At 66.1% G+C, this 20,038-nt stretch carries 11 protein-coding genes; 1 reads left to right on the top strand and 10 read right to left on the bottom strand.

From position 1 onward, the window contains the following. Positions 1-22: 22 nt before the first annotated feature. The 4 genes from ACEN9F_RS20425 to ACEN9F_RS20410 form a co-directional block, all read right to left on the bottom strand. Positions 23-1,348, bottom strand: a complete 1,326-nt coding sequence (locus tag ACEN9F_RS20425; RefSeq protein WP_413422776.1) for an amidohydrolase — start codon at positions 1,346-1,348, stop codon at positions 23-25. A 66-nt stretch (positions 1,349-1,414) separates the two neighbouring features. Next, a complete protein-coding gene (locus ACEN9F_RS20420) occupies positions 1,415-3,184 on the bottom strand; it encodes a M14 family metallopeptidase (protein WP_413422774.1) in 1,770 nt (589 codons plus the stop codon). Between the two features lie 81 nt (positions 3,185-3,265). Then, on the bottom strand, positions 3,266-4,795 hold the full coding sequence (locus ACEN9F_RS20415) for a S41 family peptidase (RefSeq protein WP_413422772.1): 1,530 nt from the start codon (positions 4,793-4,795) through the stop codon (positions 3,266-3,268). A 58-nt stretch (positions 4,796-4,853) separates the two neighbouring features. Then, a complete protein-coding gene (locus ACEN9F_RS20410) occupies positions 4,854-5,765 on the bottom strand; it encodes a LysR family transcriptional regulator (protein WP_413422770.1) in 912 nt (303 codons plus the stop codon). A 111-nt stretch (positions 5,766-5,876) separates the two neighbouring features. Here ACEN9F_RS20410 and ACEN9F_RS20405 point away from each other — a divergent pair, with 111 nt between their 5' ends. Next, complete coding sequence (locus ACEN9F_RS20405) at positions 5,877-7,088, top strand: MFS transporter (protein WP_413422768.1); 1,212 nt, start codon at positions 5,877-5,879, stop codon at positions 7,086-7,088. A gap of 18 nt (positions 7,089-7,106) precedes the next feature. Here the strand turns inward: ACEN9F_RS20405 and ACEN9F_RS20400 are convergent, their stop codons facing one another. From ACEN9F_RS20400 to hppD, 6 genes are all read right to left on the bottom strand, one after another. Then, the gene (locus ACEN9F_RS20400) at positions 7,107-9,809 is read right to left on the bottom strand and encodes a TonB-dependent receptor domain-containing protein (RefSeq protein WP_413422766.1); all 2,703 of its coding nucleotides are present in this window, start codon (positions 9,807-9,809) and stop codon (positions 7,107-7,109) included. 114 nt (positions 9,810-9,923) lie between these two features. Beyond that, positions 9,924-10,694 (bottom strand): SDR family oxidoreductase, encoded by a 771-nt coding sequence (locus ACEN9F_RS20395; RefSeq protein WP_413422764.1) that lies wholly within the window; start codon positions 10,692-10,694, stop codon positions 9,924-9,926. Then, a complete protein-coding gene (locus ACEN9F_RS20390) occupies positions 10,691-11,077 on the bottom strand; it encodes a nuclear transport factor 2 family protein (protein ID WP_413422762.1) in 387 nt (128 codons plus the stop codon). The genes ACEN9F_RS20395 and ACEN9F_RS20390 overlap by 4 nt, the downstream gene beginning before the upstream one ends. A gap of 147 nt (positions 11,078-11,224) precedes the next feature. After that, entirely contained in the window at positions 11,225-14,938 is a 3,714-nt protein-coding gene (locus ACEN9F_RS20385) for a M48 family metallopeptidase (RefSeq protein WP_413422760.1), read from the bottom strand. Positions 14,939-15,164: 226 nt separating this feature from the next. After that, positions 15,165-18,725 (bottom strand): indolepyruvate ferredoxin oxidoreductase family protein, encoded by a 3,561-nt coding sequence (locus tag ACEN9F_RS20380; protein ID WP_413422758.1) that lies wholly within the window; start codon positions 18,723-18,725, stop codon positions 15,165-15,167. A gap of 117 nt (positions 18,726-18,842) precedes the next feature. After that, the gene (gene hppD / locus ACEN9F_RS20375) at positions 18,843-19,961 is read right to left on the bottom strand and encodes a 4-hydroxyphenylpyruvate dioxygenase (protein WP_413422756.1); all 1,119 of its coding nucleotides are present in this window, start codon (positions 19,959-19,961) and stop codon (positions 18,843-18,845) included. Positions 19,962-20,038: the final 77 nt, after the last annotated feature.

Raw genomic sequence — 20,038 nt, 5'->3', positions numbered from 1 at the left:
CCGAGGCCCGTTTTTTTCATGCCTACTTCGCCGCCTTGCCCACCGGGTTGGCCAGCAGGTCCAGCACCGAGTACGTCAGTGCGCTGACGCCGGCGCGGATGGTGCGCTCGCGGTCCGGCGCAAAGAACGGGCTGTGCGGCGTCGGCAGGATGGTCCCGGACGCCGCCGCCTGCGCGAACACCGCCGGCTCGATCGCCCCCACCCGCAGCTGCAGCGACGGTACGCCCGCCACCCGTCCATACACGCCGAAATCCTCGGACGCCGAACTGGGCGCAATCTGCAGCACGTTGGCCTCGCCCATGGCCCGCTTGAGCGCGGCGCTCAGCTGCGCCGCCATCGCGACATCGTTGTTCACCACTTCCGACGCTTCCTTGGGATCGACGAACACCAGCGGCTCGCGCGGCGCGCCGGCCGCCTCCGCCTCCGCCCTGGCGATGCGCGCGATCGACGCCAGCAGTTTTTTCTGCACTTCGGGCTTGTACGAGCGCACCGTCAGCTCCAGCTTGGCCTCGTCCGAAATGATGTTGCGCTTGGTGCCGCCGTGGAAGGTGCCGACCGTGACCACCGCCGCGTCGAAGGGATTGACTTCGCGCGCGACGATGCTCTGCAAGGTCACCACCGTGCGCGCGGCGATCAGCAGCGGATCGATGGTGGTGTGCGGCGCGGCGCCATGCCCGCCCTTGCCGTAGAAGGTGATGTCGACCGAATTCGAGGCCGCCGACGCCGGGCCGGGCACCACGCCGACCTGGCCGGCCGGCAGCGCATTGGTGTCGTGCAGGCCGAGCACCACGTCGGGCTTGGGGAAGCGCGTCATCAGGCCGTCCTTGACCATCATTTCCGCGCCCTGCAGCACCTCCTCCGCCGGCTGGCCGACGAACACCAGCGTGCCGTGCCACTTGTCCCTGGATTGCGCCAGCAGCGCGGCGGCGCCGGCCCAGGCGGTCATGTGGATGTCATGGCCGCAGGCGTGCATCACCGGCACGGTGCCGCCGGCCGCGTCGCGCACCGTCACCGTGCTGGCGTATGGCAGCCTGGTTTGCTCCTTGACCGGCAGCGCATCCATATCGGTGCGCACCATGACGGTGGGGCCGGCGCCGTTTTTCAGCACGCCGACCACGCCGTGGCCGCCGACACGTTCGCTCACCTCGAAGCCGGCGGCGCGCAACCGCGCCGCCATCTTCGCGGCGGTCTTTTCTTCTTGAAGGGAGAGTTCGGGATTGCGGTGCAGATCGATATACAGCGCATCGAGTCCGGCGTAGATCGCGTCCAGCCCTGCGGGCTGCTGCGCGTGTGCGGAAAATAACAGCGGCGCCAGCAGCGCGCCGCAGACCAGGCTTTTCTGATTCATGTGCCGTCTCCCGTGTGATGGAGCATCCAGTATCACACGGAAAACGGCGCCGAATTATCTTTTAGCTCAGAACTTCTGCGCGGTGCGCATCACCGGATACAGGTTGTAGCGCTCGTCCCACGACGAATGGCGCCTGGCGAAGAACTCCAGGCGCTTGGCCGGCGTCTTGTTGAACTCCGCGTCTCCGTCCAGCTTCTTCTGGAACTCGGCGCGCAGGGCCGGATCGGCTTCCAGCTGCTCGCGCGCGACCTCCTCCGCCACGTAGTCCTCCATGTACTCCTTGCGCTCGAAGGCGTTGTTGAACGCGCCCCAGGCCAGCAGGCCGTCGGCGCCGCGCGGCTCCAGCATCGTCATCACCAGGCGTGCCTTCGGCTGCGCGATCGGCACGAACAGCGCGCCCTTGCCCAGGCTGCGGCGCTCGCGCGCCCAGTCGCCTTCCACCGCCAGCGACTGGTGGCCCTCGAACGACTGCGCGCCGAACTTGGTCTTGGTGGCGCGGAAGGTCTCGACTTCGGCCGACATCTGGTCGGCGCCAATCACCTTGAAAGTGATGCCGTGCTGTTTCAGCTTGGCGCCCACCTGCGCGGCATACGCCACCGGCACCACATAGCCGCCCTGCGGCGCCGCCACTTTGAAGTCCGGCACCACTTCGTCGCGCAGCGGCACGGACCAGACCTGCGGCTTGCTCTCGTCGTAGTGCGTCATCAGGCCGCCCGATACTTCCGAGTAGGCGCGCGTGTATTCATAGCCGGGGAACTCGATGGTCCTGGCGTTGAAGGTGGTGCGGTAGCTGAGCGGGAAATCGGCGCCGCCCAGCGCAACGGCGCGGGCGTCGGCGTCCTGCGCCAGCTTCTGCCATTCCTTGCCGTGCGCGGCGACCTGCGACAGCAGCGAGACGATGGTGTTGTGGGTGATGCGCACGCGGGTCGGATAGTCCTTCCACGAGTGCGTTTCCACCAGCATCGCGAAGCGGTTGCGCATCGGGAAGTAGCCGGTCGAGAAGCGCGGCGTGGCCATGCTGTCGACGAAGCCGGAGGCAGGGTCGTCTTCCTTGTCGAAGGAGATGTAGTACGGCTTCGGATCGGAGCCCTGCGACTTCAGGTCCGCCATCACGGCGGTCTGCAGCGCCAGGCCGGCGCGCTTGAGTTCCTCGTCGCCGCCGTGCACCGGCTCGACCTGAATCGAGACGTCCGGCTGGAACTTGGCGCCGTCGGTCACGTGCAGGTCGATATAGGCCAGCGGATCCCAGGCGTTGACCAGCGCCAGCATGGCCTGCATTTCCGGCGCATCGGCCTTGACGTAGTCGCGATTCAGGTTGTAGTTCTGCGCCGTGGTGCGCCAGCCCATTTCCACCGGGCCGCGCTGGTTCGGACGGTTCCACTTGCCGAAGCGCTCATGGCCGTCGACGTTGAACACCGGGACGAACAGCAACACCTGCTTGTCCAGCGCGCCGGCGGCGGCCTTGTTTTCCAGCGCTTCGCGCAGCGCCAGGAAACCGGCGTCCTTGCCGTCGATCTCGCCGGCGTGGATGCCGCCCTGGATCAGCATGACGGGCACGCCCTTCTTCCTGGCCTGTTCGGCGGTCAGCGCGCCGGTGCGCGAGACGGCCAGCGCCAGCATCGGACGGCCTTCCGGCGTGCGGCCGAATTCAAAGCAGCGCACCTGCTTCGGATAAGCTTTCTGGAAGCGCGCGCACAGGTCGATCACTTCGTCGTAGCGGCCGGTGCTCTGGAATCCGGAACGTTCGGAGATGGTGGACAGTGGCGAGGAGGCGGGGGCGGCGGCGGCCAGCGTGGAGGTGGCGGCAAAGGCAAGCAGTAGGGCGGAACGAATCATGGAGAGGCTTCCAGCGGTGGTTGATCGACCGATGCCAGTACCGGCATCGGATACGCGAGAAATTATAGACGGCTTTGCGCGTCAGCGATTGCGGATCGATATTTCCTTCACCTCCGGCCGCACCAGCCGCATGGCGCCGGCGCCGGCCAGGCTGCGGTTATGCATCGGCGCCGCCGGGCAGGCGCCGTTGGCGCGGTAGCTGAGCGCCGTGGCGAGCAGGCTTTCGGCCGGATCGCCGACGGCGTGCGCCAGGTCGTCCGCGACATCGCAGGTCGGCTGGAAGCCGTCCGCGTAGTCGCCGAAGCCCTTGTCGTTCACGCCCTGGACCTGGATCGAGAAATAGGTGGTGCCGCAATTGGCGGCCGGCACGAAGGCGTAAGGCTTGCCGCAGGTCTCGCCGCCGATCAGGTTCACCTCCACATCCACCCCGCGCAGGCTGTTGATGACCGACTCGCTGGCGGAGCAGGTTCCCGGCGTGGTCAGGACGGTGACGCGCTTGAGCCCCAGATAGGGCAGCGCGGTGCCGGCCTTGATCTGCGACGCCACATAGCCGGTCGCCGTCGACAGGAAGATCTGCGGCGCGGCCGGCTTGGTCTTGTCATTGGCCTGCAGGCGCTCGAACACTTTGCCGCTGGTGGCGCCGGGGCCGGCGATCATGTATGCCAGCTCGCTGGCGATGTTGAGATAGCCGCCGCCGTTGTAGCGCATGTCCAGCACCAGGTCGTTGATGCCGGCCGCCTTGAAGGTCGAGACGGCGTCCGCCAGCGGACGCTCCGACACCGCGTTGTGGTCGTTGAACTGCAGGTAGCCCACCTTGCCGCTGGCGGTGGCCAGCACCTTGACGTTCTGCACCGGCGTCATGGCCAGCTGCACCGCGGCCAGTGTCACCGCGATGGTCTGGTCGCCGCGCACCAGCACCAGCTTGTGCGTCTCGCCCGCCTTGGCCGGGAACAGGCCGGCATTGATCGCGGCCAGGCCGGCGTCGCTGCTGTCGTCGATGCCGGTGCCGTCGACCGATTGCAGGCGGTCGCCGCGCAGCAGGCCGGCGGCCGACGCCGGCGAATTCGGCTCCACCAGCGTCACCGCCCACACGCGCGGGACGCCGGCGTTGGTGCTTCTCACCCAGGTCAGGCCATAGCTCAGTTCCACGCCGCTACCGCTCATGGCGTCCCACACGTCGCTCGGATACGTGAAGTGGAAGCGGTCCTTGGCGCGGCCGGACGCGGTGAGCAGCGGCGTTTTCAGCGCGGCGAAATAATCGACCGGCCGCGTGTAGTCCGCCATGTTCAGGGTCGGTAGTTCGCGATACCACAGGTAGGTCTCTTCGATGTAGAGCTGCAGGAACGTCAGCTCGTCGGTCAGCGTTCCCTGCTGGTCGTAGTACGGCAGGCCGTTGGAGCCCAGTCCGGTGCGCGGATGCACGCAATGGTTGTACACCGCCAGAAAGTCCGTCCCGGCCGGCGGCGTCACCGGCGGGGTCACGGGCGGCGTGACGGGCGGCGCAGGGTCGGTCGGCGGAATGGCGGCCGACCCGCCGCTGCCGCCACCGCCGCAGGCGGACAGCAGGATCAGGAGCACGGAAGCGGCAAGCAAGCGGGGTGTAAGTTTCATTCGAGAATTATATCCGCATGGCTGTCAAGCATGCCAACTATGCAACATTTCTTACAATTCAGGCTTGCAGGTCGGGATCGTCGCGCAGCAGGGCGGCCAGCCAGGCGGCGAACACGCTCAGACGCGGCGACGCCATGCGGCCCTGCGGATACAGCAGCGACATCGGCATCGGCGTCGGCGGCATGGCCGCCAGCACCTCGACCAGCGCGCCGCTGGCCAGGTGATGCCGCACCTGGTAGCGCGCCGCCTGGATCAGGCCCATGTCCTGCAGCGCGCACAGGATGTAGGCGTCCGGCTCGTTGACCGTGATGGCGCTGCGCAGCTCCACCGTGGTCACGCTGCCGCCGGTCATGAAGTCCCAGTCGAAGGGACGGCCGGTGCGGCCGGAAAAGTGCATCACGCCGCGATGCGCCCGCAGGTCGTCCAGCGTGCGCGGCGTGCCGTGCGCGGCCAGGTAGCCGGGCGAGGCGCAGGTCAGGAAGCGCATGCTGCCGAGGCGGCGGCCGATCATCGACGAGTCCTGCAGCTCGCCCACGCGCAGCGAGCAGTCCAGGCCTTCCTGCGTCAGGTCGCGCACTTGCTCGCTCAGGCTGACGACCAGGTCGATGTCCGGATAGTCGCGGCAAAAACCGGCGATGTGCGGCATCACCAGGTGGCGGCCGACCGCGCCGGGCAGCTCCACCCGCAGCCGGCCGCGCGGCTTGCTGGCGGCCCGGCCGCGGAAGGTGCCCTCGGCATCCTCCACCGCCTGCAGGATCTCCAGGCATTTGCGGAAGTAGTCGGCGCCGTCCGGCGTCAGCGACAGGCGGCGCGTGGTCCGCTGCAGCAGCTGCGTGCCGAGGAAGGCTTCCAGCTTATTGATGGTCGCCGTCAGCGCGGCGCGCGGCAGGTCCAGCGTCTCGGCGGCCTTGGTATAGCTGTTGGCCTCGACGATGCGGACGAAGACCTGCATGGCTTTCAGTCTGTCCATTATTTACTCATTGTTCACTTAATGTGAAAAGTATAGGGGCATTATGCCCTGATTATCTTTGCCCGGCTTTTGCCTAGAATTTGCCCATCGAAACCTCCCCCTGGAGCCATCATGAGCAATACCGCAGAAAAAGATATCAGCCCCGGCATGGTGCTGTTGCTGGCCGCGGCGACCGGCCTGATCGTCGCCAACCTGTACTACGCGCAAACGCTGGTCGGTCCGATCAGCGCCGCCACCGGCCTGTCGGCCGGAGCGGCCGGCCTGATCGTCACGCTGACGCAGATTGGCTACACCCTCGGCCTGCTGTTCGTGGTGCCGCTGGGCGACCTGCTGGAAAACCGCCGCCTGATCGTCACCGGCCTGTTGTTCACCTCGGCCATGCTGGTGCTGGCCGCGTTCAGCACCAGCGCCTGGATGTTCCTGGCCGCCGCGCTGGGCATCGGCCTCGGCTCGGTGGCGGCGCAGATCATCGTGCCGTTTGCCGCCCACCTGTCGAAGGAAGCGACGCGCGGCCACACGGTCGGCAAGGTGGTCAGCGGCCTGCTGCTGGGGATCATGCTGGCGCGTCCGGTGGCCAGCCTGGTGGCGGACGCCAGCAACTGGCACGTGGTGTTCGGCGGCGCGGCCGTCATCGTGCTGGCCGTGGCGCTGGTGCTGCGCGCCAAACTGCCGCTGCGGGCGCCGGCGGCGGCCATCACCTACCCTGCGCTGATGGCGTCGCTATGGCATCTGTTCCTGCGCACGCCGCTGCTGCGCCGGCGCGCCGCGTACCACGCCGGCCTGTTCGGCTCCTTCAGTTTGTTCTGGACCGTGACGCCGCTGATGCTGGCCGGTCCGCAGTTCCACCTGTCGCAAACCGGCATCGCGCTCTTCGCGCTGGTCGGCATGGCCGGTGCGGTGGCCTCGCCAGTCGCAGGCCGCCTGGCGGATTCCGGCCACACGCTGATGGCGACCGCCGCCGCGCTGGCGCTGGGCGTGACCGGTTTCGCCCTGCCGCTGCTGGTACCGGGCTCGCGCGATGTGGCGCTGGGCATACTGGTGATTGCGTCCATCGTGCTGGACATGGGCGTGGCCGCCAACCTGGTGTTGGGCCAGCGCGCCATCTTCTCGCTGGGTGCGGAAGTGCGCAGCCGCTTGAACGGCGTCTACTTCGCGCTGTTCTTCGCGGGCGGCGCGCTGGGTTCGGCGCTAGGCGGATGGATGTTCGCCACCCACGGCTGGCACGCCGCGCTGGCGACCGGCATGGCCTTCAACGGCGCCGCCCTGCTCTACTGGCTGACGGAATATGCCGGCGGCACTGCGGAACAGCGCAAGCCGGCATAATTCAGCGATATCTTCGTCTTAGGAACCGAAGTGGTAATTTAGTTCTACCCAGCCCTGGCGGCCGGTCGGGCTGTAGTTCCCTACCGGGTAGTAAGGCCAGCCGGCGCTAGGATCGGTCTTGACCGTGTTGAACAGGTTGTTGACCGCCACCGACACCGTGGTGCGCGCATTCAGGCGATACACCACGCTGGCGTTGACCAGGGTGGTCGGCGTCAGGTAGGCGTCGCCGGCCGCGTTGGGCACCTTGCCGTAGCGCTGCAGGAACAGCGTGTTCGACCAGTCGCGGATATTCCACGTCAGGCTGGCATTGAGCTTGTCGCGCCAGTCGTAGTTGGTCAGGTCCGCCAGGTCGTCGTTCAGCGCGTCGCCGGCAAACTGGCGCGACTTCTTGTCCAGCGTCTTCGAGTAGTTCAGCTTCGTGACGAAGACACCGTACTCCCTGGTGCGCAGCGCATACTTGGCGCTGACGTCGATGCCGTTCACGCTGGTCGATGCGGCGTTGATCGGGTTGACCAGGATCTGCTTGATCTCGCCCGGCTTGTTCAGCGCATCCAGCGGATAGCGCACGATGCGTGCGATGGCATCGGCGCAGGTCGGCGAAGTCAGGTCGCCGGCCACGCGGCAGTTGGCCTCGTCGCGCAGCAGCGTGTCGGCGCTCAGGTTGGTCACCAGGTCGTCGATCTTGATGTTCCAGTAGTCCAGCGAAACGTCGAAATCGGCGCTAGGCGACCAGACGGCGCCCAGTCCCGACGAACGGCCTTTCTCCGAACGCAGGTCCTTGCTGCCGGTCTGCACGTAGTCCGCGCCCGGCGAGTAGTTGGCGAATTCGCAGTCGGCGACCTGCTGGCCGGCCTTGGCGCAGCGGTAGTAGTCGGTGGTCGATGCGTAGTAGCCGGTGCCGCGCGCCTTGTAGATGTAGTTCATGTCCGGTGCGCGGAAGCTGGTCGCGTAATTCCCGCGCAACAGCAGCTGCTTGGCCGGGCGCCATTCCAGCCCGCCGTTGTAGGTGAACTTGCCGTCGTTGCGGCCGGCGAAGCTGTAGCGGTCGTAGCGGCCGGCCAGCGTCGCGGACAGCGTTTCCACCACGGGGATATTCACCTCCGCGCCCAGCGCATAGCGCTTGCGGGTGCCCGCCGTCACATCGGCCGGTCCCAGGACGTTGAAGTAGCCCTCGTTGATGCGGCCGTCGGGCGTATTCGAAAAGCCCTGCTTGCCCACCTCGGCCACCGTCGCCACCCTGACCGGACCGGCCGGCAGCGTGAACACCTCGCCGTTGGCGGTCAGGCTCAGGGTGTTGGTCCAGGACTTGTCGTCGCTGATGGAGGCGCCGGTGATACTGTCGAATTCCGCCGGCGTCAGACGCTTGGTCAGGCGCGCCGGATCGGGCGCATAGATCGCCACGCCATCCGCGTCCACGCCCAGTTGCGGGCCGAGGAAGAAGCTGTCGATATTGGCCAGCGCGCGCGGGCGATGGTCCTGGCTCTTGTACAGCGAGGCGGTGTAGCCGGCTTCGTACTGCCAGCTGGTGCCCGGGATCTGGCCGCGCGCGCCGAACGACAGCGAACTGGCCTGGTCGTCCCAGTAGCGGTTATAGCGGTCGACGCCGCCCATTTCCTCCGGCGAGATGTACTTGTTCCACGCCTCGTACGAGCCGCTGTTCTGGTTCCAGAAATAGCTGTCGGTCAGCGAGCGCGAAGTCCACGACGGGCCGCGCGTGTTGTTGGTGCTGCGATTCTGGCCGAACAACGCTTCCGCGAACAGCGTGGTGGTCGGCGACAGCTCGTAGTTGGCGCTGCCGAACACGTTCTGGCTGCTGTTCTTGGTCTGCGTAGTCCAGTAGGTCGGTCCGACTTTAGGGCTGGCGCAATAGCTGCCCGCCTTGGCCGTGTACTTGACGGTGCTGCCGCCGAACAGGTCGCCCAGGCCCGCACAGGTATCGCCCAGGTCGACGTACTTGCCGGTGCTGACGTTCTTGCGGCCCAGGATGGAGGTCGGCGCGACACCGGTCCGGGTGCTCATGAAATCGCGGTCCGCGCTCCACAGCGGATCGCGCTCGGTCAGCTCGATGCTGAACAGGGTATTGAGCTTGTCGAAACTCTGGCCGCCGGTCAGCTGCAGGCGCTTGTCGCCACCGCCGCCGCGCGAAGTACCGCCGGCCTTGAGGTTGATGTCGTAGCCTTCGTACTGCTTTTTCAGGATGATGTTGACCACGCCCGCCACCGCGTCCGAGCCGTAGACGGCGGACGCGCCGCCGCTCAGGATCTCGATGCGGTCCACCACGCTCGATGGAATGTTGGCCAGGTTGGTGAAGTTGACCGTGCCTTCGTAGGCGATCGGGAAGTCCGCCATGCGGCGACCGTTCAGCAGCACCAGCGTGTGGTTGGGGCCGAGGCCGCGCAGGCTGATGGCGTTGGCCGACGGTGTGAAGGTATTGCCGTAGTCGGCGCCTTGCACGAAGCCGCTGTTCTGCGCCTGGTTGTTCAGCGCGTCGAAGACGTTCTTGTAGCCTTGTTTGGTGATGTCCTCGCCGGTGATGACGGTCACGGCGGAAGGGCCTTCGGTGCCGGCGCGCGGAATGCGCGAACCGGTGACAACGACGGCTGGCGGCGCGGCGGTAACCGCGGCCGCCTCCTGTGCCAGCACCTGGGTAGGGCTGCCTGCGCCGCACAGCAGCGCGATAGCGCCTACCGCCAGCGGGTTCAATTTAAATTTTGTTCGCATTGAAATGATCCGGGAAGGGAAAGGGGTGCCACCTTAACAAGCCCCGGTTCATTACTGAACGAATGATTTCTCAGTAGCTTATGCGGTATTTTCCGATGCGCCCACGAGCCGCATTCAGACTGCGTTTGCCTCTCCGCCATCCATCCGCACGGCGGCGCCGGTCATCCAGCGCGCGGCCGGCGAGACCAGGAATGCGATCAGGTCCGCGATTTCGTCCGGCTGCCCCAGGCGGCTGATGCCGGCCTGCGCGGCGAACTGCCGCATGCCCTCTTCCAGTCCGACACCGCGCGCCTCGGCATACTTGTTCAGCATCGCCAGCCGGCGATCGGTCACCACCGGGCCGGGAAGCACGCTGTTGACCTGCACGCCATCGGTGATGCCGCGCTCGGAGAACGCCTTGGCCAGCGCATTGATCGCCGCGTTGATCGCGCCGATCGCCGCCGACGACGCCTTGGGCGTCACCGCGCTGGCGCCGGAGGTCAGCACCACCGCGCCTTTCGACCGCTTCAGGGCATCCCATGCCTGCACGGTCAGGCGCCGGGCGCCGTGGAATTTCAGCGCGAAACCATCGTCCCATTCCGCATCGCTCATCGCGAACAGGTCGGCCGGCGCCACCGCGCCGGCCACGTTCACCAAGGCGTCGATGCGGCCGGACTTTTCCAGCGTCAGCGCGACGATGCGCGCGGCGGCATCCGGACGCCGCAAATCCTCGGTGATCGCCAGCGGTTCCGAACCCGCTTCGCGGATGCGCGTGGCGGTCTCCTCCAGCGCCGCTGCGGTCCTGGCGACGATCACCACGTGCTTGAAGTCCCACGCCAGACGGATCGCGGCGGCCCGGCCGATACCGCGTCCGGCGCCGGTGACGATGACGGTCGCGGCGCTCATGCGCAAGCCTCCGCCACGGCCAGCGTATCGATGTACTGGCGGAAGCTGGCGATGCGGCCGTCCGCCACCGTCCATGCATGCGCATAGCGCGCCTCCGCGCGCTTGCCGGTCACGCCGTGCACGCCGTTGAACTGGCCGAGCGAGACCACGGTATCGCCCTCGCCGATAAACTCGGACGGCACGAACGCCACGCTGGACCAGTCCTTCATCATCGGCATCAACACGCCTTCCGCCACGTGCTGCGGGCCGCGTCCGCGCGCCTTGTACTGCCACATCGTGGTCCATTCGATGTCGTCGGCCATCAGCGCCAGTGCGCGCGGCGCATCCTCCGCCGCCAGCGCGGTGTAAAAACTGCGAATAAGTTCGATTTGCTGCGTCATCATTTCGGCCTCCGTTGCTTGATCAGGAATAGTAACCATAATAAGTACTAAATACAGGTTACATTCAATCGAAGTAACCTGTCAAGTGCATTTTATTTGGTTACATCCGCGTCGCAACACCGCCAAGACGATTCCGCACCAGCGCATCCGCTAAGCCTTGAAATAAGGGCGCTCCGAGGCAAACAGCACGCGCTGGCTGAACCGGCGCCATTCCTGCGGCGCCTTCGGACCGGCCAGCACGATGCCGGCGCTGTACGCATAGGCGCGCGCCTCCAGCGGCAAGCGGCCCAGCAGCGCCTCGGCGGCGGCCGGACTCTGGCCGCGCTGCAGCGCCGTCAGGAAGGCCATGATCTGCACCTCGTAGACGTCATACACCCTGGCGCTGACTTGTTCGTATGGCTTGGGGTCGATGCCGCTCTTGAGCGCCAGCGCCACGCCGAGCAGCGCGGTGGCCGGATCGATGCCCTTGTCGACCGGCAGCGCCAGTGCGCGCTTGGCGGAATCGGCGCCGGCGCCATCCGACGCCGCCACCAGCCGCAGCATGTGTGCCTGCTGCCAGTCGTTGCCCATGGAGTTGGCCTGCGCCTGCGCCAGCAAACCCTTCTGCAGCCTGGCATATGCCTGCCCCGCCGAATCCGGCGCGCCTTCGCCGCGCTCCATGTCCAGCAGGCTACGCAGGCGCTCGGACGCGCCGGCCAGTCCATCCAGGCTGCCCGCATCGCCGGCCAGCCGGTGCAGGCGCGCCAGGTCGATCACGGCGCGCGGCGCCATCTGCGGCAGGCTGGCGCGCACCAGCTCCAGTTCCGGTATCGCCCTCTCCGGCTGCGTGCCCTGCATGTGGACGTAGGCGGCGCCGTAGTTCAGCCAGGGATTCTTGGGCCACTGATCGCGGGCCGCCAGCATCTGGGCGTCGACATCGGCGCCATCCTTGTAGCATCGCAGCGCGATGTATTTCAGGTCGCCGTTGTCCGGGTTGCGCGCCGCGCGCTCGACGTAGCGGGCGCAGACGGCCGGCGTGTGCTCGCCGGCCAGCGTATCCTGCTCCGCGCGCAGCAGCACGATATCGTCCGGCGCCAGCCGCAGGCGTTCGGCCAGGATATCCGCCCGGCCGTTGCGGGCGGCAAGCTCCAGCCATAGGCTGGCGTACGGCACCTTGGTTTCATCCCAGCGGGCGCGCAGCGCGATGACCCGCAGCCGCTCCTTGTCGTCCGCAATGATGCTGAGCTGATCCGACGGCAGTATCTGGCCAAAGCCATCCAGCACGCTGCGCGTGCCGCCTCCGCTCTTGCTTGAGATGGTGGCCGGCGGCTTGTCGAACAGGATGTCGGCATGGCTCTGCAGCCAGCGCGGCGCATTCAGCTTGCGCTCGGGCGCGCCGGTGGCGGAGCCGTAGGTATTGGTCCATTCCACCAGCGGCGCGGCGGCGGCGACGTTGTAAACGCCGTCGGCGCCTGTATCCAGCTTGTCGCTGTCGAAGGCTTCGATCACCGCCCCGTCCAATGTCGATGCCTCGACGCGCAGATGCTGCAGCGACGGCACGCTGCGCTCCGCATGGCTGAACGGCGCCAGGTGCAAGGCCTCGCCGTCGATGCGGACCAGCACCGGACGTCCCAGGCCGTTATAGATGGTCAGCGTGGCCTTGCCGCTGAACGAACCCACGCCCAGCACCACCGCCACGATGCCGCCGGCCACCGCCAGCCGCGCCAGCCCGGGCAGCATGCCGTCGGCACGCTGGAAGCGCGCCCACCATCCGAGCTTGGTGCGCCGCTCACGCTCGTCGCCTGCCAGCAGCAGCGCGTAGCTGGACGGCGCCCGCGACGCCTCCGGCGCGGGCTGCACCGGCGTCTGCGCGCGCGCGTGCTTCGCCACCAGCGCTTCCGTCACCAGCAACTGCTCCAGCGCGGCCGCGCGCAGCGCCGACAAGGTGCCCGCCAGATGCCGTACCCAGCCCTCCACGGCGCCCATCCAGTCGTTGATGTTCTCGCGCGACGCCAGCGGCAGCGTGAACTCGCCGAGCATGTCGCTCCAGCCGCCGGTCAGCTCCAGTCTTTCCTTCAGCCTTTCGTCGATCAGCAGCACGCTGCGGCTCTGGTAGATTCGGTCCATCAGCGCCTGCAGGTGATTCGCCTCGTTGACCACCTGCGCCACATCTTCCGACTTGGTCTTGCCGGTTGCCGTGACGATGGCGATGGTATTGCGCAGCAGGCCCAGTGCGTCGACCACGTCCGCCTCGCTGTGCTCCGCGAAGTGGATCAGCGACAGCAGGCCGTCCAGGTATTCGCGCCAGCCGCCGCCCAGCTGCGAAGCCGCGCTCTGGTGCCAGCTGCGGCACTGCAGGTCGTGCTTGCGCAATTCGGCATGCACCTCGTCCAGCTCGGCCTTGACGCGCTCCAGCGCCGCCGGCAGCTGCGACAGCTTGTACTCCTCGCCGCGCAGCCGCACCACGCCGTCGCGCGCCGTCATGACGCCCGCGATCAGCGCCTGCAACTGGCCCGATTCGCCTTCCAGCGCGCGGCGGCGCTGCACCAGGTCCTTCAGCGAGGCCGGATACAACTGCGCCAGCTCGTCGACCGGCGCGGCGCGCGACGGATCGCGCAACTGCTCGACCTTGGCCACATGGCGCGTCAGCGGGCGGCCGAAGTAAATGCCGCAATAACGCTGCTTGTAATGCTCGCGGCGATATATCTTGCCCAGCTTGCGCAGCGATTCCTCCAGCGGCGCCGGCTCCTTCTCGCTGCCGTCGAGCAGCGTGGCGGTCGCCTGCTCGCGCAACTTGACCGGATCCTCGAACAGCGACCATGCGCTGGTCTGGTCGATCCGCGCCGCCACATATATGCGCTTGGCGTTGGCTTCGCGTTCGTGGTTCAGCGGATGCGTCATCCACATGCGCGGCGGCTGCGCCAGTTCCGCCTTGAAGATGCGATGCTGCTCCGGCGCCTCGGCGGGCAACGGCGGCACGCTGCCGTAGTTGGCGTCGTCGAGGATGTCGGCCATGCGCTGCAGCACATGCGTCTGTACCGCGAACACGTCGCGGGTCGGCTTGCCGTCGGCTTTTTCGCCGAAGGAGAATTGCACGGCGCGGTCCCAGGCGTCGTCGGCCGACTGCAGGCGGTGCAGCGCGTGGATCAACGCATCGCTGCCGGTCAGCGACACCGCCACCAGGTCGGCCTGCATTTCCATCTCGCGCGACAGCGCGCGCTGCATCACCACCACCACCCGGAACGCCGACTCCACCAGCGAGCGTATCGACCAGACGATCAACTGCAGCACCAGTACCCCCAGCCGCACGCGGATATCGACATTGGCCAGTCCGTTCAGGAAGCTGTCGATCTTGTCGCGCCGGCTAACCAGGTCGCCCGTGATCTGCTGCGCCACATAGACCCAGCGCCCCACCGCCATCGAGCGCTGGGCGAAGTGGCCGAATTCATGCGCCAGCACGGCGCGCAGCTCGCCCAGGTTCAGCACATTGACCAGCGCCAGGCCGATCTCCAGGTTCTTCTTCGACGGGAAGATCAGGTTGAACAGCGAAAGGTCGTAAAACACGGCGGCGTTGACGCGCTCCGACAGGAACACCTTGTGCGGCCTCGGCGCGCCCGCGGCATCGGCCAGCTCATACAGGAAGTCGAACAGGCGTGGTTGCTGCTCGCGCGTCAGCTCCCGCATGCCCTCGATCTTGGCGTTGCGGACCGAGAAGATCCCCTTCAGCATGAAGAAGGCAAAGAACAGCGCGCAGGCGGCCATCACATAACCCCACACCGCCTGCTTGCCGCCGCTGTCGGCCAGGAAGGTCAGCCGGTAGGCGGTAAACAGGAACCAGCCGGCCAGCGCAAAATACAGCAGCATGAAGGCGAGCAGTCCGGCCACGGCGAGCCGCGCGCTGTTCTTGTAGGAGGAAGAGGGCTGCGCCAGCGTGGCAATCAGCTCGGCGGACTGGTTGTGGTTGACGGCGTCGATGATGCGCTCCCTGGGGATTAAAAGAAAAACAAATAATATCCCAAGAGCAATTGTTTTATTCTATTTTTAGCAAATAAAAAAGGCGCCCGGTTCTGCTCGAACCCGGGCGCCCTGTCAGCCTGAGGCTGGCGGCAGCTTATGCCGCGTGGGTGTGGCTGTCGGCCGGTTTGCCGAAAGCGGCCAGCAGCGCCGCCTCCTTCTGCTTGGCGGCCTTGAAGTGACGCTCCTTGACGTGGCCGTAGCCGCGGATATCCTCAGGAACGCTGGCGATGGCCACGGCCTGCGCCAGGTTCTCGGCGGTCAGCTTGGGCAACAGCGACGACACGGTCTGGCGGTACTCGCCGATCAGCGCGCGCTCCATCTTGCGCTCTGCCGTGTAGCCGAAGACATCCAGCGCCGAGCCGCGCAGGCCTTTGAACTTGGCCAGCACGCCGAACGCCTTCATCATCCATGGACCGAATTCCTGCTTGATCAGCTGGCCCTTGGCGTCGTGCTTGGCCATCAGCGGCGGCGCCAGGTGGAATTTCAGCTTGATGTCGCCTTCGAACATGCCGGCGATCTTCTGCTGGAACGCGCCGTCGGTGTACAGGCGGGCGACTTCGTATTCGTCCTTGTACGCCATCAGCTTGTAGTAGTAGCGCGCCACGGCTTCGCTCAGGCGGGTGGTCTTGCCCAGCTTGGCCTCTTCCGCGCGGACCTGGTCGACAAACGATTTATACTGTTTAGCATAATTCGCGTCCTGGTACGCCGTCAGCAGTTCGACGCGCTTGGCGACGATGTCGTCCAGCGTCTGGATGCGCTTGAACTCGATCACCTTGGCCGGCGTGGTCAGCTTGGTGACCGAACCCAGGTCGTGCGCGGCGGTGCGGCCCCAGTTGAAGGCCGATTTGTTGAAGCCCACCGAGACGCCGTTCAATTCGATCGCCTTGACGATCGACGCTTCGCTCAAAGGCACATGGCCTTTCTGGAATGCGTAGCCCAGCATGAACATATTGGTGGCGATCGAGTCGCCCATCAGCGAAGTGGCGATCTGGCCGGCGTCGACGAAGTCGACGTTGTCGTTGCCGCAGGCGCGGACGATCTCACCGCGCGAGCCGGCGTCCGGGAACTGCCAGTCCGGGTTCTTCACAAACGCCGCGGTCGACGAGCCGGTCGAGTTGATCATCGCGTGGGTGCGGTTCTCGCCCATGCGCGACAAGGCGTCGCGCGAGGCGGTGACGATCAGGTCGCAGCCGATCACCAGGTCGGCGCTGCCGGTGCCGACGCGGGTCGAGTGCAAATCGGCCTGGTTGTCGGCCAGGCGCACGTGCGACATCACCGGGCCGCCCTTCTGGGCCAGTCCGCTCATGTCCAGCACGATGGCGCCCTTGCCTTCGACGTGCGCCGCGACAGCCAGGATCTGGCCGACCGTCACCACGCCGGTGCCGCCGATGCCGGTGATCAGGATGCCGTAAGGCGTTCCGGTCGACGGCAGCGTTGGCGTCGGCAGCACGACGGCAGGGCCTTCGCCCACGGCGGCTTTCTTCGGCTTCTTCAGCGCCCCGCCTTCCACCGTCACGAAGCTCGGGCAGAAACCGGTGGTGCAGGAGAAGTCCTTGTTGCAGGACGACTGGTTGATCTGGCGCTTGCGGCCCAGGTCCGTTTCCAGCGGCTCCACCGACAGGCAATTGGACTGCACGGAGCAGTCGCCGCAGCCTTCGCACACGGCTTCGTTGATGACCGCGCGCTTGGCCGGATCCGGGTACTCGTTGCGTTTCCGGCGGCGGCGCTTCTCGGAGGCGCAGGTCTGGTCGTAGATCATGGCGGACACGCCCGGCTTGTCGCGCAGTTCGCGCTGCACGTCCATCAATTCGCTGCGGTGGCGCACGGTGACGCCTTCCGCCCATTTGTAGTCGGACGGGTATTTTTCCGGCTCGTCGGTGACGACGATGATCGGCGTCACGCCTTCGGCCGCGATCTGGCGCGAGATCATGCCCGGATCGAGCGGGCCGTCGAAGGCCTGGCCGCCGGTCATCGCCACCGCGTCGTTGAACAGGATCTTGTAGGTGATGTTGACCTTGGCCGCCACCGCCGCGCGGATCGCCAGGATCCCCGAGTGGAAGTAGGTACCGTCGCCCAGGTTGGTGAACACGTGCTTCTCGTTGGTGAACGGCGCCTGGCCCACCCAGGTCACGCCCTCGGCGCCCATGTGGGTGAAGGTCGAGGTCTCGCGGTCCATCCACAAGACCATGTAGTGGCAGCCGATGCCGGCCAGCGCGCGCGAACCTTCCGGCACCTTGGTCGACGAGTTGTGCGGGCAGCCGGAGCAGAAGTACGGCGTGCGGTCGGTTTCCGGATTGGCCTTGGTCGGCAGCGTCTTCAGCGCCAGCTCTTTCGCCTCCAGGAAGGCGACGCGCTCCTGCACGCGCTTGGCCACGGGATGGCCGGCGCAGTAGTGGGCGATGCGCGAGGCGATGGCGCGCGCGATCTGCGCCGGGTTCAGCTCATAGGTGGCCGGCAGCAGCCAGTCGCCGTGGCCGGTCTTGCCCTTGTTGCTCCATTCGCCGGTGTCGTCGAACTTGCCGACCACGCGCGGACGCTGGCCGTCCGGCAGGTTGTACAGCTCTTCCTTCAGCGCGTATTCGAGGATCTGGCGCTTCTCTTCGACCACCAGGATCTCGTCCAGGCCCTTGGCGAATTCGTGCACGCCGTCCGCTTCCAGCGGCCAGGTCATGCCGATCTTGTACAGGCGGATGCCGATGTCGGCGGCGGCCTGCTCGTCGATGCCCAGGTCGGCCAGCGCCTGGCGCGTATCGAGATAGGATTTGCCGGCGGTGATGATGCCGATCTTCGGCTTCGGGCTGTCCCAGATGATCTTGTTCAGCTTATTCGCGCGGCAGTAGGCCAGCGCGGCGTACCACTTGTAGCTGTTCATCCGCACTTCCATATCGAGCACGGTGTCCGGCCAGCGGATATTCAGGCCGCCCGCGGGCAGCTCGAAGTCGGTCGGCAGGTTGATCTGCACGCGGTCCGGATCGAAATCCACCACGGCGCCGGATTCGATGATGTCGGTGACGCACTTCATCGACACCCACAGGCCGGTGTAGCGGCTCATGGCCCAGGCGTGCAGGCCGTAGTCGATGTACTCCTGCACCGAGGCAGGGTACAGCACCGGGATGCCGCAGGCGTTGAGGATGTGGTCCGACTGGTGCGCGGTCGACGAGGACTTGGCGGCGTGGTCGTCGCCGGCCAGCACCAGCACGCCGCCATGCTTGGCGGAGCCCGCGTTGTTGGCGTGCTTGAAGACGTCGCCGCAGCGGTCGACGCCGGGGCCTTTGCCGTACCACATGGAGAACACGCCGTCGTACTTGGCGTCCTTGAACAGGTTGGTCTGCTGCGTGCCCCAGACCGCCGTGGCGGCCAGGTCTTCGTTCATCCCGGGATGGAATTTGACGTGGTGCGCGTCGAGGTACTTCTTGGCCTTCATGGCCGTCATGTCGACGCTGGTGACCGGCGAGCCGCGATAGCCGGTGATGTAGCCGGCGGTGTTCAGGCCCGCCTTGAGATCGCGCTCGCGCTGCATCATCGGCAGGCGGATCAGCGCCTGGGTGCCGGTCATGAAGGCGCGGCCGCGTTCCAGCGTCCACTTGTCGTCTAGCGAAATTTCGTCCGAGTGCGTACCCGGTTCCAGCTGCGTACCTTTATGGGGTGCGTTCATTGTGTCTCCAATATTCTCTTAGATACTGTACGCGGCAATGCCTTGTGGGCCCCGCCGCGCGCCTGCCGGTGCCCCGTTCTATGCGGAGCTGCCGGCGGTTTTTAAATACTATATGCCTTATGCGGGCGCTTTGCTTGGGTCCTGCAAAACGCCGCGCTTGATCTGGTCCAGCTCGATCGATTCGAACAGCGCGCGGAAGTTGCCTTCGCCGAAGCCCTGGTCGCCCTTGCGCTGGATGATCTCGAAGAAGATCGGGCCGATCACGTTCTGGGTGAAGATCTGCAGCAGCAGTTCGCGTTCCGTGTCGTTGCTATGGCCGTCGATCAGGATGCGCAGGCGGCGCAGGTCTTCCAGGCGCTCGCCGTGGTTCGGCAGGCGGCGGTTCACCAGTTCGTAGTAGGTCTCGATGGTGTCCTGGAAGGCGATGCCGGTTTTCTTCATGGCCTCGATCGAGGTGTAGATGTCGTCGGTGCCCAGCGCGATGTGCTGGATGCCTTCGCCGTGGTACTCGTCCAGGTATTCCGCGATCTGCGACTTGTCGTCCGACGATTCATTGATCGGGATGCGCACCTTGCCGCATGGCGAAGTCATGGCCTTCGACTTCAGGCCGGTCAGCTTGCCTTCGATGTCGAAGTAGCGTACTTCGCGGAAGTTGAACATCTTCTCGTAGAAGTCCGCCCATTCCTTCATGCGGCCGCGGTGGACGTTGTTGGTCAGGTGGTCGATATAGGTCAGGCCGTGGCCGACCGGATTGGCTTCCGCGCCCGGGATGGCGACGAAGTCGACGTCGTAGATGCTGATGTCGCCGATCGCGCCCTGGGTGTCGCCGTTCTTGCCGCGCCAGCGGTCGACCAGGTAGATCAGCGAATCGCCCACGCCCTTGATGGCGGGGATGTTCAGCTCCATCGGGCCGGTCTTGTTGTCGAAGCCCCAGGCGCCCAGTTCCAGCGCGCGCTTGTAGGCAAACGCGGAGTCCTGCACGCGGATGCCGATCGCGCACACGGACGGGCCGTGGTGGCGGGCGAAGCGCTGGGCGAAGGAGTCCTGCTCGGCGTTGATGATGAAATTGATGTCGCCCTGGCGGTACAGGGTCACATCCTTATGGCGGTGACGGGCGATCGCGGTAAAGCCCATGCTCTCGAACAGCGCACCCAGTGCTTTTGGATCCGGTGCTGCATATTCGACGAACTCAAAACCATCGGTACCCATCGGGTTATCCCAAGGCGTAAATTTCATGCGGGTCTCCTGTAAGAATAGCGCACAGTATAGTCCCGCTGCTGCGGCATTAAATTGCAAACAATTCCCACGTCCGG

It is taken from the genome of Duganella sp. CT11-25 (assembly GCF_047302815.1).
Taxonomy (GTDB): domain Bacteria; phylum Pseudomonadota; class Gammaproteobacteria; order Burkholderiales; family Burkholderiaceae_D; genus Rugamonas.
Note: the sequence above shows the minus strand (reverse complement) of the source record. Positions and strands in the feature narration are given on the sequence as shown.